12 protein-coding genes are annotated in these 14,510 nt (G+C 51.5%); 3 read left to right on the top strand and 9 right to left on the bottom strand.

Annotation, left to right across the window (positions count from 1 at the left end):
* Positions 1 to 60 precede the first annotated feature (60 nt).
* From BGL48_RS03455 to BGL48_RS03445, 3 genes are read right to left on the bottom strand one after another with little or no spacing between them, the layout of a single operon-like run.
* The gene (locus BGL48_RS03455) at positions 61 to 1,821 is read right to left on the bottom strand and encodes an ABC transporter transmembrane domain-containing protein (protein WP_083238417.1); all 1,761 of its coding nucleotides are present in this window, start codon (positions 1,819 to 1,821) and stop codon (positions 61 to 63) included.
* On the bottom strand, positions 1,814 to 3,574 hold the full coding sequence (locus BGL48_RS03450) for an ABC transporter transmembrane domain-containing protein (RefSeq protein ID WP_069361356.1): 1,761 nt from the start codon (positions 3,572 to 3,574) through the stop codon (positions 1,814 to 1,816). The genes BGL48_RS03455 and BGL48_RS03450 overlap by 8 nt, the downstream gene beginning before the upstream one ends.
* 42 nt (positions 3,575 to 3,616) lie before the next feature.
* A complete protein-coding gene (locus BGL48_RS03445) occupies positions 3,617 to 4,084 on the bottom strand; it encodes an Lrp/AsnC family transcriptional regulator (protein WP_069361355.1) in 468 nt (155 codons plus the stop codon).
* 133 nt (positions 4,085 to 4,217) lie between these two features.
* On the opposite strand from BGL48_RS03445, the gene BGL48_RS03440 reads away from it, so the two are divergent.
* A complete protein-coding gene (locus tag BGL48_RS03440) occupies positions 4,218 to 5,279 on the top strand; it encodes a PLP-dependent cysteine synthase family protein (protein WP_176719634.1) in 1,062 nt (353 codons plus the stop codon).
* A 43-nt stretch (positions 5,280 to 5,322) separates the two neighbouring features.
* On the opposite strand, the gene BGL48_RS03435 is transcribed toward BGL48_RS03440, so the two are convergent.
* From BGL48_RS03435 to dbpA, 3 genes are all read right to left on the bottom strand, one after another.
* Positions 5,323 to 5,820, bottom strand: a complete 498-nt coding sequence (locus BGL48_RS03435; RefSeq protein WP_069361353.1) for a DUF1003 domain-containing protein — start codon at positions 5,818 to 5,820, stop codon at positions 5,323 to 5,325.
* A 111-nt stretch (positions 5,821 to 5,931) separates the two neighbouring features.
* Positions 5,932 to 6,348 (bottom strand): nuclear transport factor 2 family protein, encoded by a 417-nt coding sequence (locus tag BGL48_RS03430; RefSeq protein WP_069361352.1) that lies wholly within the window; start codon positions 6,346 to 6,348, stop codon positions 5,932 to 5,934.
* 39 nt (positions 6,349 to 6,387) lie between these two features.
* The gene (gene dbpA, locus BGL48_RS03425; RefSeq protein ID WP_069361491.1) at positions 6,388 to 7,770 is read right to left on the bottom strand and encodes an ATP-dependent RNA helicase DbpA; all 1,383 of its coding nucleotides are present in this window, start codon (positions 7,768 to 7,770) and stop codon (positions 6,388 to 6,390) included.
* Between the two features lie 243 nt (positions 7,771 to 8,013).
* On the opposite strand from dbpA, the gene BGL48_RS03420 reads away from it, so the two are divergent.
* Positions 8,014 to 8,445: an acyl-CoA thioesterase gene (locus tag BGL48_RS03420; protein WP_255377311.1), complete on the top strand. Its 432-nt coding sequence runs from the start codon at positions 8,014 to 8,016 to the stop codon at positions 8,443 to 8,445.
* A 5-nt stretch (positions 8,446 to 8,450) separates the two neighbouring features.
* On the opposite strand, the gene BGL48_RS03415 is transcribed toward BGL48_RS03420, so the two are convergent.
* A complete protein-coding gene (locus tag BGL48_RS03415) occupies positions 8,451 to 8,975 on the bottom strand; it encodes an RES family NAD+ phosphorylase (RefSeq protein ID WP_069361351.1) in 525 nt (174 codons plus the stop codon).
* A 181-nt stretch (positions 8,976 to 9,156) separates the two neighbouring features.
* Between BGL48_RS03415 and queC the strand changes: the two genes are divergently transcribed.
* Positions 9,157 to 9,852, top strand: coding sequence for a 7-cyano-7-deazaguanine synthase QueC (gene queC / locus BGL48_RS03410; RefSeq protein ID WP_069361350.1), 696 nt, complete (start codon positions 9,157 to 9,159; stop codon positions 9,850 to 9,852).
* Between the two features lie 85 nt (positions 9,853 to 9,937).
* On the opposite strand, the gene BGL48_RS03405 is transcribed toward queC, so the two are convergent.
* Complete coding sequence (locus tag BGL48_RS03405) at positions 9,938 to 13,087, bottom strand: multidrug efflux RND transporter permease subunit (RefSeq protein ID WP_069361349.1); 3,150 nt, start codon at positions 13,085 to 13,087, stop codon at positions 9,938 to 9,940.
* A complete protein-coding gene (locus tag BGL48_RS03400) occupies positions 13,087 to 14,208 on the bottom strand; it encodes an efflux RND transporter periplasmic adaptor subunit (protein ID WP_069361348.1) in 1,122 nt (373 codons plus the stop codon). Before BGL48_RS03400 ends, BGL48_RS03405 begins: the two co-directional genes overlap by 1 nt.
* Between the last annotated feature and the right edge of the window lie 302 nt (positions 14,209 to 14,510).

The raw sequence follows: 14,510 nt of genomic DNA, 5'->3' as shown, positions 1-14,510 counted from the left end.
GAGCGACACAAAAAAGGGGCATTGCGCCCCTTTTTGATTGCTTCACTCATGACTGAGCCGCTACACCTGCGCCTCTTCCTCTAATGCAGCTAAATGCGCGCTGGCTTGCTGAAGCTGATACATCTGCCAGTATCGGCCTTGCTGACGCAGCAGGCTTTGATGGCGCCCTTGCTCAATCACGCGGCCACGATGCAAGACGAGGATGTTATCGGCCTCGGCAATGGTCGATAAGCGGTGCGCAATCACCACCACTGTCATCTGTTGGCGTAACCTGTTCAGCGCTTGTTGCACAAGCTCTTCGGTGCCGGAATCAATATTGGCGGTGGCTTCATCAAGGATCAGAATTTTAGGCTGACGCACCAACACCCGCGCCAGAGCTAACAGCTGGCGCTGACCGGCAGAAAAGGTCATTCCGCCCTCACCAAGTAAGGTATCCAGCCCCGCTGGCAATCCTTTCACGTAATCTGCCAACGCCACTTGCTCGAGTGCATGCCAAATTTTTTCATCGTCCAGCGTCTGTCCCAGCGCGATGTTTTCTCGCAAACTCCCCGTCAACATGTGTGGGTCTTGTTGCACCATGGCAACGCCCTCACGCAAGCTTTGATGACTCAAGCTTTCGATCGGTAACCCTCCCAGCGTCAGCGTCCCCTCGCCTGCGCGATAAAACCCCATCAGTAGCGACGCCAAGGTTGATTTACCGCTGCCTGTATGACCGACTAACGCCAGAAAGCCGCCGGCAGGGACGTCTACATTGACGTCTGACAACACCGGCGTTTCACCATCGTAGGAAAACGACACATTCTTCAGTGCAATGGCACCATCAGGGATCGGCGTGGTGTCATGGCCATATTGCTCAGGCGGCGTGTCCATCATTTCAAAAAGCCGCTCACCGGCCGAAATAGCCTGCTGAAGCAGTGACAGTTGCTGCATCATTTCAATCAATGGCTCGGTGATCCGCCCCAAGTAGCTTAAAAAGGCATACAGCACGCCAACCCCAATCACTGCCGTGCCGCTAAAACCGAAGATAGCCACCAAAGACAGCAAGGCGGCCCCCGCCAATAAATCAATCAAAGGACGGAGATAGATCCCGTTAAGGCGCTGAATGGTGACCATGGCATCCAAGTGATCCGCGGTCATATCACTGAATCGCGAGGAGAACGCCCGCTCTTGCTGCATCAACTGGATCAAATTCATGCCGAGCACGGATTCGTTCATCACCCCGTTGATGTCTGCTAGTCGGTCTCGTGCCCGACGATACGCAGGCGCTGAGCGTTTTTGATAGCGCGCCATCACCAGCACCACACACGGCAGTAGCACCAGCACCACCATTGTCAGTTGCACACTGAGCATCAGCATTGCCACCAGCATCACCCCAATCAGCGCGATGTTGCGTAAAAAGGTTGAAAGCACCGACACATACAGCTCTTTCAACGACTCGGTGTCATTGGTCAAACGCGATACAATCCGCCCCATCGGCACATAGTCAAAGGCTGACAAAGGCTGTTTAATCACATTGGCGAACACCGCTTTGCGAATGCGTTGAATGATGGCCACCGCCATGGTGTTAAAACGCAGCTCGTACTGATACTGAAAGCCTGCAGAAACAATGGTCGATACGATATAACCGACTGCCAGTGCCCACATGATCATCGCCGGATAATTATCTTTGGCGACATAGTTATCGAGAAAGATTTGCACCAAATAAGGGCCAGTGACTTCCGCCACCGCCGCCACCAGCAAGAAAACCGTGGCAATCACAAATTGACGCCTGTCGCGGCGCATGTAGCTTAGCAATCGCAATAAGATCTCTCGCTTAGTCATGGCGCGGCTCCTCATCGGCTTCCAATGCCGCTTCCAGCTGCTGATATTGGTGCATTTCTTGATACCATCCTGGCTGTTGAATCAATTGGCGATGCTGGCCACGCTCTCGGATTAGCCCGTGGCTGAGCACCACAATTTCATCGGCGTTTTCCAGTGCCGATAAGCGGTGGGCAATCACTATCGTGGTACGGGTGTGCTGATGATGTTGCAGGTTCTGCAGAATGCGGTGCTCGGTGTCACCATCAACCGCCGACAAGGCATCATCCAAAATCAAGCACTCCGCTTCCACCAACAAGGCGCGAGCAATGGAAATACGCTGCTTTTGACCGCCAGATAGAGTGATCCCTTTTTCACCCACCGCGGTTTGATACCCGTGCGGCAGCTGACGGATGTCTTCATCAATGCAGGCAAGTGTAGCCGCCTGCTCGATTTCCGCTTGAGTTGCATCCGGACGGCCCAGGGCGATGTTTTCCGCGATCGATCGCGAAAACAAAAATGGTGTTTGCGTCACCACCGCGAAACGTTGTCGCCATGACGACAAATCAGCCTCCGCTATCGACACATCACCATAGCGAATATCGCCCTTTTCAAGCTGGGTCAGATGAAGCAGTAATTGCAATAAAGTTGATTTACCACTGCCGACTGGGCCGGCAATCCCCAGCATGGCCCCAGGCGGAAGCGTCACATGGATATCTTTAAGCGCAAAACTGTCATCCGGTTGCCACTTAAACTGCTCAATCGCCAGCGTCAACGACTGCATGGTGTCTGGCAGCGGCGTGTCACCACCAACAATGTCTGGCTGCTCTTGCAGCAACGCATCAATCCGCGTCCAAGCCGCACGCCCACGCTCAATGATATTAAACAGCCACGCCACCGCGAGCATCGGCCAAATCATCAAGCCTTGATACAAGGTAAATGCGGTAAGATCCCCAAGCGAAATCTCACCAGTGGCGACCATGTAGCCGCCGCCAGACACGGTCAGGAAAAACGAAGCACCAATGGTGCCTTGGATCACCGGCGAAAACAGCGCATCAACCCGCGCCACCGCGAGATTTTTCTCCCCAGTACGATCGGCAACTTGATTAAACTGATTCATCTGGTGCTGCTCTAAGCCGAATGCGCGCACCATACGCACTGCTGACAGTGAGGACTGACTCACTTCTGACAGCTCAGAAAATGCCGCTTGTGATTCGGTGAAGGTATGATGCAAACGACGGCCAAAGCGATTGACCAGCACCGCCATCACCGGCATCGGTAACAGCGCTAAAAGCGTCAGCTGCCAGCTAATTTGGCTCACCATTACAATAAGCACAGCAACGCCTGTGATAATGGAATCCCCGGCAGTCAGAACCCCTTCACCGGCTGTCATTACCACCGCTTTCACATCATTGGTAGAGCGCGCCATGATATCGCCACTCGGATAGCGACGGAAAAAATGCGGGGATTGGCGAGTAAAATGATCATAAAGCCTGTTGCGCAGCACAGTACCCAGCTCAGCCGCGGCACCAAATAGCCACACTCGCCACACAATGCGGAGCAGATATACCACTACCCAAATGGCCAGCATGCCTGCCAGTAGCCACATCAGTAGCTCAGTGGAAATCTCGCCCGCGACCACGCCATCAACCACATGGCCCACGGCCATCGGCGGGATCAGCTCGAAGACAGAGACAAATACTAAAATAATCATGGCGCCGAGATAACGACGCCATTCACGTTTAAAAAACCAGCCTAACTGCCAAAACACCTTCATGAGGTCTCCTTTTTATCCCCGCCTTTTTATCATCACAACGACCTATCGGATCGGTAAGGCGGTGGTGTACTTAAGCGCTTCCATGGCGAATGTTGATGTCACATTATTCAGACTCGGCACAGAATTGACCAGCTTTTTATAAAAATGATCAAATCGAGTCATATCAGCCACCTGCACCTTCATCATGTAATCATACTCGCCTGCCATGCGGTAGAATTCCATCACCTCAGGGAACTCGGTTACCACTTCCGTAAAGGTTTTGTACCACTGCTCACTGTGATCATTGGTTTTAATGTGAACGAAAGCGGTAAAGGCTAGGCCAACCGTTTCGGGGTCAAGCAATGCCACCCGCCCGCGGATCACCCCTTGTGATTCCAGCCGTTTCAGCCGCTTCCAACAGGGGGTGGTGGTTAAATTTACCCGTTCGGCCAGCGCGGACACAGACCAGTTGGCATCTTCCTGCAGCGCCGCGAGTAAAGTGCGATCTATCTCATCTAAAGTGATAGTCATGAAAAGTTATTTCCATTAATCATTACTTGGGAGTTTATTTTTCTCTTATGTAGGCATTATAGAGCAAAAATAGCAAGGTTTTTATCCCATGCTTTGCGTAAACTGGTGCTAATGACGCATTCGGAGACGCATGATGACAACCCCACAGCCTTGCCATACTTGGGTCGGTAACGCGATTCGCCTGATTGAAGCCGACTTTAAACGCTCTGCAGATACCCATTTAATTAAGCTCGATCTCCCTAGCTTTACGGACATTGATATCTATCTCAAAGACGAGAGCACCCACCCGACCGGCAGTTTGAAGCACCGCTTGGCGCGTTCTTTGTTTTTGTACGGCTTATGTAATGGCTGGATTGATGAGCACACTACCATCATTGAAAGCTCATCAGGCAGTACTGCCATTTCCGAAGCGTATTTTGCCCGTCTGCTTGGTTTGCGTTTTATTGCCGTAGTGCCCAAAAACACTGCGTGTAAGAAGATTGAGCAAATCCGTTTTTATGGCGGTGAAGCGCACTTTGTCGAGCGGTCAGATCAGATCTATGCCGAGTCTCGTCGCCTTGCTAAGGAGCTCAATGGCCATTACATGGACCAGTTTACCTATGCCGAGCGCGCGACGGACTGGCGTAGCAATAACAACATCGCCAACCGCATATTTGATCAAATGCAGTACGAGCGCTTCCCTATCCCTCGCTGGATTGTGATGAGCCCGGGCACCGGTGGCACCTCAGCGACCATTGGCCGCTACATTCGTTATCGCTGCCAACCGACTCAGCTGATGGTGGCCGATGCTGAGCACTCGGTGTTTCACGATTACTACCTCACCGGCGACAGCGCACTGACCACCGATAAAAGCAGCCGCATTGAAGGGATTGGACGGCCACGTGTCGAGCCCAGCTTTATTCCCGGCGTGATTGATAGAATGACCACAGTGCCGGACACTCACAGTATCGCCACCATTCACTGGCTAGAAAGCCAGCTTGGCCGCAAAGCCGGCGCGTCCACCGGTACCAACCTGTACGGCGTCTTGATGCTGGCCAATGAAATGCGCGCTAAAGGCGAGAAAGGCTCTATTGTCACCTTGCTGTGTGACAGCGGCGAGCGCTACCTAGACACCTATTACAACCCTGATTGGGTACGCGAGCACATTGGGGGTCTCGACCAAGCGACCCATGATTTGCAGACGGTGTTGGGGTAACGCGCCATCGTCTCTAACTGGGTTTCACGAAAAGGCGAGTGAATTATTCTCGCTCGCCTCGACGGACATCGGCCTGCAAGGCATCAAATTTGTCGTGCAGGCGCATTAGTTCAAGCTCGAGTTTTAGATTGATTTCGTAGGTAGCTTTTTGCTCCATCCTGTCTTTTGCCGCTTGGCGGTTTTGCGACATCATGATGATCGGCGCTTGGAAAGCCGCCAGACTGGATAACCCAAGGTTCAGCAAAATAAAGGGATAGGGATCGAATGACGCGTCTCCCACTAACCAAACCGTATTCACGACAATCCAGCCAATGATGAATGCGAAGAAAAGCCCGATAAATGACCAAGAGCCACCAAATGAGGCAATTTTGTCCGCCACCATTTGCCCAGTGGTCAAACTTTCGTGGAAGGACTTGTTGACGTTCTCAGACACTGCCGTGTTATTGGCAATGCTTTCAATAACTTTTTGTTCTCCCGAACTAAGGCTACCAAATGGCTGGCCGAGCAAAGCTTTGGCTAAGTTCTCAAAATATTTTTTCATCTGTGACTCCATGTCAACGTGCACATTACTAACAAGGTACTATGCAGCTCTAATCATTAAGCAATTGAAATAGAGTAGATTAACGTAGGGACTCCGCAAGTGATGCCCTTCTTATCGCGATTGCGATCCGTGCTTAGAAAGATTCAGACCATTGCCAACACGCCTCACCCAATTGGATCGCCATTCAGGTGCTGGCATGTCGTCAGGCCAAAACTCTTGTTGATACGTGATACGGCCAGCCTTCAGTGTATGAAAAGTAATGACTCGATCGTTTACGACACCATCAGTCACTCCAACATCTGTCACCACCCTATCGCCTTCAGCGATACAAGAGTAAACGGAGAATGTCCAAAGACCATTTGCAGGATAGGCCGTGTTTAGTGCGACAAAGTCATCGCGCCCAACGATCAATTCTCCTGACTGAGGCCAGAAGCATTGATAGTCATCACTGAAGTACTCACTCGCTTTTGAGAAGTCATTTCGTTGCATGGCTTCCCAAAACGCGAGAACAACATCCTTGTTCGTCATGCTTATTCCTTGGTTATGTCTTTGATGCGTTCTTACAAACTAAATCCGGCGGGCGCGGATGGTGCGGCCTTTCACTTTTCCATCATTGAGCTTACGCAATGCAGCTTTAACGCAAGATTGGGACACAGCAATAAACGCCACATTATCGAGCACATTGATTTTACCCACCTGCTTACCGTCAATGCCCGCTTGACCGGTCAGCGCGCCCAAAATATCACCCGCGCGTACTTTTTGTTTTTTACCTGAGTCAATCATCAAGGTTGCCATCTCAGGCTGATAGGGCACGGTGTCGAGCAAATGTTGCGACGGCAGGGCTTCAGGGAGAAAATCGCGGTCATACTGATCGCCAATCATCGCCAGCTTATAGTGCTCGGCATCGTTATATAGCGAACACGCTACTCCTTTTTTGCCAGCGCGACCGGTACGGCCGACGCGGTGCACGTGAGTTTGCGGATCGTGGGCGAGCTGATAGTTGATCACCATATCCATGTCATCAATATCTAAGCCTCGCGCGGCCACATCAGTGGCTACCAGCACGGACGCACTTTTGTTGGCAAATTTTACTAAGGTGCGCTCACGGCCACGCTGTTCAATATCACCATGCAAGGCAACAGCGCTAAAACCATCATCTTCTAGGTTATCGCAAACTTGTTGTGTTTGGGCTTTGGTCGTACAGAACACCACGCAGCTTTGCGGCTGAAAGTGCAATAAAAGTAGCTTTAACGCTTGATAACGCTGCTTATTGTCATCGACTTTATAGACGTGCTGCGAGATTGTACTTTGCGTTTGCACCTCATCCACTTTAACGGAGACAGGGTGGCTCAGCACTCGCTGAGCAATCGCATTGATCGAGCGCGGGAAGGTAGCGCTAAATAACAAGGTTTGACGATGAGCGGGAACTCGCGCAATGATGGCATCCAAGGTCTCTTGGAAGCCCATATCCAGCATCTGGTCGGCTTCATCCAACACCAAAGTCTCAACGTCATCGAGACGCAAGGTGCCCTTGCGTAAATGGTCATCCACACGCCCCGGAGTGCCGACAATAATGTGTGCACCATGCTCCAGTGAGCCAATTTGTGGGCCAATCGATACGCCGCCACATAGCGTCAGCACTTTGACATTGTGGCGACCACGCGCCAACTTACGCATCTCAACCGCCACTTGCTCGGCCAGCTCACGGGTTGGACACAGCACCAAAGATTGCACGCGAAAGCGTTTTACGTTCAGTTTGGCTAACACTCCCAGGCTAAACGCCGCCGTTTTCCCCGAGCCGGTTTTTGCTTGGGCAATAATATCTTTGCCATTGAGCACAGACGGTAAGCTCTGCGCCTGAATCGGTGTCATGTGCGTATAACCCAAGGTTGCTAAGTTATCGAGTAAATCAGCGGGTAACGCAAGCGAGGAAAAAGCGGTATCAGTCAAAGTCGTATCCACAGCAAAAGTAAATCATGCCGCGCCCAAGCACGGCCAAAGGGGGCGTATCATACCAGAGTCTGATTGCTGCCACATTAATCGATTAGCGCCACACACCCTGATAACCACTTTGTCGACTTATGTATTTTGTTACGTCATTGTTAGACAAAGCTCCGTATTTATACCTGCGCGGCTTGTCTTGTCATTGGGCTTGGTGTGCAATCAAGGCACACAATTAAGGAGGATTGTCTTGTGGCTAATATCCCAGTAGAAAACTACCCGCTCTCTCATACGCAGGCGATTGTCTGGAACGACATGGATGCCATGCAACACATCAATAACACCGTGTACTTTCGCTATTTTGAAGATGTACGCGTGGTGATGCTTGAAAAACTGGAAGTGTTCGAGCTAGCCAAACGGCTGCATGTTGGTCCCGTGGTCGCCTCAACCCGCTGCGATTATCGCGCTCCTTTGGTGTATCCAGATACCATCACCACCGTCGCTTGGGTCGAGGATATTCAAGAAAAGCGCTATGCGATGAAGTATGAAATCTACAGTCACAATCAAGAGCGCTGTGTGGCCGAGGGCGAGGCCTTGATTGTCTATTGCGATTTTAAAACCGGTAAAAGCTGCCCTATCCCAGTCGAAACGCTCGAAGGGTTAAAAGCTTTTGTCGCGAAATAGTAACTTTATTCCAAACTAATCTCTTCAGGCTCGCCCACTCTGGTTACGGACGGCGCGCCAGGGGCGTTCCAGCGAAACAAGGTGATATGCCAAGTGCTGGGATCTTTTCGCGATGGGTCAATTAAGCCGATTTCATTACCGCTTCTCAGTTTATCGGCCACCCACCAACTGGATGGTGATTGGCCTTTTGCTAAGGCGGCTTGCCAATCAACGCTGGATAAAGTTTTGTATTGCTGTAGTTCAGGATGACGCAAATCCACCAGCTCACAGGGGTCAACCTGATACCGCACAAGCACGCGTGGCGTTGTGATCTGGCTGGCGTACTTTTGCATAGCTACGCGCGCACTCTCTGCACTCTCGGTTAAATACAGCGCGCTTTCACCCTGACGATTATACCGACCGTTCGGTCTGTCTTTACTTGATCGCATCAAGGCGGCGTCGATGTGCTCAGGGTGACATACTCTGACAAAAATACCCGAGATAGGTGTACGGCACAGGCAAGGGATAGCTTGCGGTTCAAGTCCGTCCATGACTTGTGAATGTCCTTTATAAATCAACCATCAAGGCATAGCTTAGCAAACAAAGAGGGGACAAATTGCATACTGACTAACGGATTGCATCATCGCATCTGGCTTGCTGTCGATACCACACAGGGGTACCATCCGTGCTCTGTGTAACACTGGGTGAGTAGCACCGCCAAAGGACAAACCGATGAAAAAAGCCGTTGTGGTATTTAGCGGAGGACAGGATTCAACCACCTGTCTGATTCAAGCGCAGGCAGAGTACGACGAAGTGCATTGCCTCACTTTCGACTATAACCAGCGCCACAAGCAAGAAATTGATGTTGCCCGTGAAATTGCTGCAAGCCGCAAAGTCAGTGCGCACAAGGTATTGGATGTTGGTTTGCTCAATGAATTGGCAATTAGCTCGCTCACACGCGACAATATTCCTGTTTCCAACGCGCTGAACGAAAACGGCCTGCCCAATTCCTTTGTGCCGGGACGTAATATCTTGTTTTTGACTTTAGCGGGTATCTACGCCTATCAAATTGGCGCTGAGGCGGTGATCACCGGTGTCTGCGAAACCGATTTTTCTGGCTATCCAGATTGTCGTAACGATTTTATTCAATCAATGCAGCAAGCTCTTGAGCGCGGCATGGACAGACAACTCGCCTTAGTGACGCCGCTGATGTGGCTGGATAAAGCCGAGACCTGGGCACTGGCCGATCAGTATCACGCCCTCGATTTTGTGCGCGACCACACCCTAACCTGTTATAACGGGATTAAAGGCACTGGCTGTGGTGAGTGTCCAGCCTGCCACTTGCGTCAGCGTGGCTTAGATGATTACCTCGCCAATCAAACGGACGTACAAGCCGCACTGCAACGCAAACAAGCCGAAAACGCGTAACTGCGCGCATCTACTGGCAGCGACAAGCAATAAAAAACCGCCTCACTATGAAGAGGCGGTTTTTGTGTCGATAATACAACAGCGGTTATTTATGCGGCTCATCATGCGGATGGGTATCAAACTCACCATGACTAGCCCGATGCACAGTTTCCACCGCGAGCGCTTTGTCCAATTGCTGCGCCACATACTCAGGCGAATGAGTATGAATGGAGAGCAAGCGATACATCGCCGGGATCACTAATAAGGTCACGAACGTCGCAAAGGCCATACCGGTGAAGATCACCGTCCCAACCGCGATACGACTTTCCGCTCCCGCGCCAGTGGAGAGGATCAGTGGGATCATCCCAGCCAAGGTGGTAAACGCTGTCATCAGAATCGGTCGCAAACGACGGACTGACGCATCGATAATCGCTTTTTCAAATGCAATGCCACGGTCACGCAATTGGTTGGCAAACTCCACGATCAAAATACCGTTTTTGGTCACCATCCCAATCAGCATAATCAGACCAATTTGGCTATAAATATTGATCCCTTGGTTGGTCAGCCACAGACCTAAAAAGCCGCCCAGCATCCCCATAGGCACCGTCAACATCACCACCAAGGGGTTGATAAAGCTTTCAAATTGCGCCGCTAACACCAAGTACGACACCAAGAGCGCTAAACCAAACACCACCAGCACACTGGTTTGGTTGTCACGAAAATCTTTCGACTCCCCTGAATAGCCCACCGAGATATCGGCCGGTAGATTCTCAGCCGCGACCCTATCCAGATAATCCAGTGCTTGGCCCAGCGTCACTCCCTCGCCTAAATGCGCCGATAAGGTGATCGATTTTTGCTTGTTGGTATGGCTTAAACGCTGCGCGGACGCTGTTTCCTCCACCGTAGTCACTGCATCCAGCGAAACCAACTTGCCGCTGCGGCTGCGCATATAAATACGGCTGAGATCGCTTTTACTGCTAAAGGCATTTTCATCGCCGCGCACATACACATCGTACTCTTCACCGCGATCCACATAGCTAGTCTGGGCTCGGCCACCAAGCATCACTTCTAACGTATCGGAAACATCCCGCACCGAAATCCCAAGTTCAGAGGCGCGACGACGGTCAACTTTCACCACCAGCTCAGGGGTGTTTTGGTTGTAGTCGTAATCCGGGCTGTCAATCACACCCGCCTCGCGACCCGTTTCGCCCAATTTTTCTGCCCAGCGATGAAGTTCAGGATAATCCGGGCCGCTGAGTACAAACTGCACGGGCTCTGAACTCCCCCCACCAAAGCCAGGCGCAAACGGGAACACTTGCACATCTGGCACACCATTTAACACCTGACGGACTTCCGCCAAGATATCTTGAGCGGAGCGATCGCGCTCATCCCAGTCCGGCAATAGCATGATCACAAAGCCCGTTTGATCTCCCGCTCGACCGCCAAACGCTGGCGTCTGCAAGCTCACCGAACTCAAAGTGCCCGCTTCAACTAAGGGCATCAAGCGCTGCTCAATTTGCTCAATGTTGCCCACCATGCGGTTATAGGCGGTGCCTTCCGCACCACGGACAAACGCCAGCAACACCCCACGATCTTCTTGTGGCACTAATTGCGATGGTAAGTGCTGCATCAACACGCCACTGCCGCCAATACAGAGCAAGATCACTACAGGTGCCAACCAACGCCAGCGCAGTACATGCCCCAACGCCCGGCGGTAGTAGCCTTCAAGCACATCAAACCCACGAGTGATAGCACGGTTCACAGGACTGGATGTTACATTTAAGCGCAGCAATTTACTGCCAAGCACCGGCGTGAGGGTCAACGCTATTAAGGACGAACAGAGCACGGTGACGGCGAGCATCACGGCAAACTCGGTGAACAACTTACCAATCATGCCATCCATGTAGGTAATGGGGAGGAACACCATCACCAACACCGCGGTGGTGGCGATCACCGCAAAGCCCACCTCCCGTGCGCCACGGTAAGCGGCCACCAAGGGTGGATCGCCTTGTTGTAAGTGGTGGAAGATATTTTCGACCACCACAATGGCATCATCCACCACCAGGCCAATCGCTAAGATCAACGCCATTAAGGTCAGCAGGTTGATGGAAAAGCCCATCGCCGAAGCAACAATAAAGGCAGATATCAAGGACACCGGCACAGTTACGGCTGGGATCAAGGTGGCGCGCGCTTGGCCGATAAAGATATACAGCACTAATACCACCAACGCCCCTGTGATAAAGAGGGTGCTATACACCTCTTCAATCGAGCGCTCAATAAACACCGTAGTATCGTAATCGACCCAAAGGCGCGTGCCTTCGGGCAGGAAGGCCTGCATTTCATCGACAAGCTTGTGAGCGCGGTCGGAAATATCAAGCGGATTGGCATCGGATTGTGGGATCAGCGCCAAGCTTAAATTATTGATGCCGTTGTTTTTATAGGTGGCATCTTCATTGCGTGAGCCAATTGCTACCTCCGCGACATCCGACAAGTAAATCGCCGTGCCATCAGCCGTGGTGCGCACCACCAGTTGTTTAAAGTCTTCTGCATCATGATATAGCCGGTCGCTACGCACCGGCATGGTCATCACGTCGTTACGAATCTGTCCACCGGGACTCTCTAGATTCTCACTACGCAATGCATCGAGAATATCTTGGGTAGTGACACCGTGCCCCGCCATTTGGGTGGGATCCAGCTTGACATACATCACTTTATACAGCGCACCGTATAGATCGACCGAACTCACCCCAGAGATCAGACTAAATCTGTCTTCCAAGGTGCGTTGGGCGTATTCGGTGAGCTGGTTACGATCCATCTCTGACGAGGCCAAATTGATATAGACCGCCGCTTCACCGGTGCCGTTGTCTTTGTACACAATCGGATCATTGGCATCATCAGGCAGTCCGCCTTGTGCGCGCGCCACGGCATCGCGCACGTCACTCACGCCTTCGGTCAGCGGATGATCGAGGTTAAATTCTACCGTGATCCGTGATGAGCCGTTGCGACTGACTGACGTAATTTCATCAATGCCGCTTATCCCGGACAGCTCATCTTCAATCAACTGTGTAACTTGGCTTTCCATAATACTGGCCGAGGCGCCGGAATAGCCGGTGTAGATACTCACCACTGGGCTATCAATATCCGGCATCTCACGCACTGATAAGGTCGAGAAAGAAACCGCCCCGAAAACACATAACAGCAAACTCAACACAATCGCCATCACTGGCCGTTTTACCGAGACATCAGACAACCACATTAGCTTGCCTCCGTCTCTGACGCGGACTCACTGACACGGCTTTGGTCATCAGCTTGGTTTTTGGGCGCTTCCGCATTCAATACCGACACTTGTGCGCCATCGCGCATATTTACCAGGCCTTGTACGACGATGTTTTGACCCGATTCGAGCCCTTGACTCACCACCACTTGGTTATCAATGCGCGCACCGAGGGTAATTTCAGTGCGATGAGCAATGCCTTCGTCATCAATACGGAATACATAGCGACGTGTACCGGAATATTGCAGGGCTTGCACCGGGACAATCACCGCTTGCTGCTCAGGCAAGGTCAGTTTCGCCTCCATCAGCATACCAGGCTGTAATTGGCGTTCCGGGTTATCCAGCGCAACGCGAACACCGACAGATAACGCGTCTTGGTTGATGCGCGAGTCCACGACCTGAATTTCACCGTCAAACGTTTTGTCCGGCCAAGCTTGAGAGGTCACTGCCACGGGCATATCAGGATATAAGCGGCTAAAATACTGCTCTGGGACTTGAATATCCAAATTCATTCGCGACAGATTATCGAGGCTAAAGAGGGTTTCACCCACATCCACGCGCTGACCGACACTTAAATCAAACAAACCAATGCGACCCGAAAAGGGCGCGATTAAACGGTGATCATCTAAATCAGATTGCGCCGATTGCAGACGCGCCTTGGCGATATTGACACTGGCTTGCTGTGCATCCAACTCGGTTTGCGTTAAGGCACCACGCTGCGCCAGCTTGGTGTACTCTTTTAGCTTGCGCTGCTCATCATTGAGATAAGCTGACGCTTCCAGTACCGCTGCTTGGGCTTTGGCACGATTAAATGTCACCAAAGGCGCCCCTTTTTCAACCGTTTCTCCCGGTTTTACGTGCACCGTTTCAATGCGCGCCGACACTTCCGATTCGATATTAATCTGTTGGTGGGCTTTAACGTTACCCACCAACGACAGCGACGGCGCAATCGATTTGGTCTCCACTTGTGCAGTCATCACATCCACAGATCGCGCACCCGGTGGTGGCGCAGAGGCTTCCTCGTTCGAGGGCTGTATACCTCCCCACTGCCAGAACGCAACGCCGGCCAACATCACGGCGCCCAGTAGCATCCCTTTTTTCATTACATCACACCTTATTATTTGAATAGCACCAGTGTACTGATCTACTTTTTTTTGTCCTTAAAGAATTGTAAAGACGTTGTTTTTTCTCGTTATTACATCCAAATTCGAGATTTTGCCACATAGCACTCAGACTATGTAAACGAAGGCAGGTTTCAAAAAGCGATAAAAACAACGCTTACTGCTGATTTTGGACGCAAGACGTTGAAAAAAGCACCAACCGCAACCTGAGGTTAAGAAAACCCTTTACAGCTCCAATCGGTTTGGTAAGATTCGCCCCAATCGCGTGGTGGAGTTCCCGAGCG

Source organism: Salinivibrio sp. SS3 (assembly GCF_001722105.1).
Classification (GTDB): domain Bacteria; phylum Pseudomonadota; class Gammaproteobacteria; order Enterobacterales; family Vibrionaceae; genus Salinivibrio; species Salinivibrio kushneri.
The sequence above is the reverse complement of the archived record's forward strand: the minus strand, read 5'-3'. Positions and strand labels throughout refer to the sequence as shown.

Excerpts from the sequence above, each read along its gene's own strand:
- BGL48_RS03455 (WP_083238417.1), bottom strand. The coding sequence starts at position 1,821 with ATGACTAAGCGAGAGATCTTATTGCGATTGCTAAGCTACATGCGCCGC.
- BGL48_RS03450 (WP_069361356.1), bottom strand. The coding sequence starts at position 3,574 with ATGAAGGTGTTTTGGCAGTTAGGCTGGTTTTTTAAACGTGAATGGCGT.
- BGL48_RS03445 (WP_069361355.1), bottom strand. The coding sequence starts at position 4,084 with ATGACTATCACTTTAGATGAGATAGATCGCACTTTACTCGCGGCGCTG.
- BGL48_RS03440 (WP_176719634.1), top strand. The coding sequence starts at position 4,218 with ATGACAACCCCACAGCCTTGCCATACTTGGGTCGGTAACGCGATTCGC.
- BGL48_RS03435 (WP_069361353.1), bottom strand. The coding sequence starts at position 5,820 with ATGAAAAAATATTTTGAGAACTTAGCCAAAGCTTTGCTCGGCCAGCCA.
- BGL48_RS03430 (WP_069361352.1), bottom strand. The coding sequence starts at position 6,348 with ATGACGAACAAGGATGTTGTTCTCGCGTTTTGGGAAGCCATGCAACGA.
- BGL48_RS03415 (WP_069361351.1), bottom strand. The coding sequence starts at position 8,975 with ATGGACGGACTTGAACCGCAAGCTATCCCTTGCCTGTGCCGTACACCT.
- queC (WP_069361350.1), top strand. The coding sequence starts at position 9,157 with ATGAAAAAAGCCGTTGTGGTATTTAGCGGAGGACAGGATTCAACCACC.
- BGL48_RS03405 (WP_069361349.1), bottom strand. The coding sequence starts at position 13,087 with ATGTGGTTGTCTGATGTCTCGGTAAAACGGCCAGTGATGGCGATTGTG.
- BGL48_RS03400 (WP_069361348.1), bottom strand. The coding sequence starts at position 14,208 with ATGAAAAAAGGGATGCTACTGGGCGCCGTGATGTTGGCCGGCGTTGCG.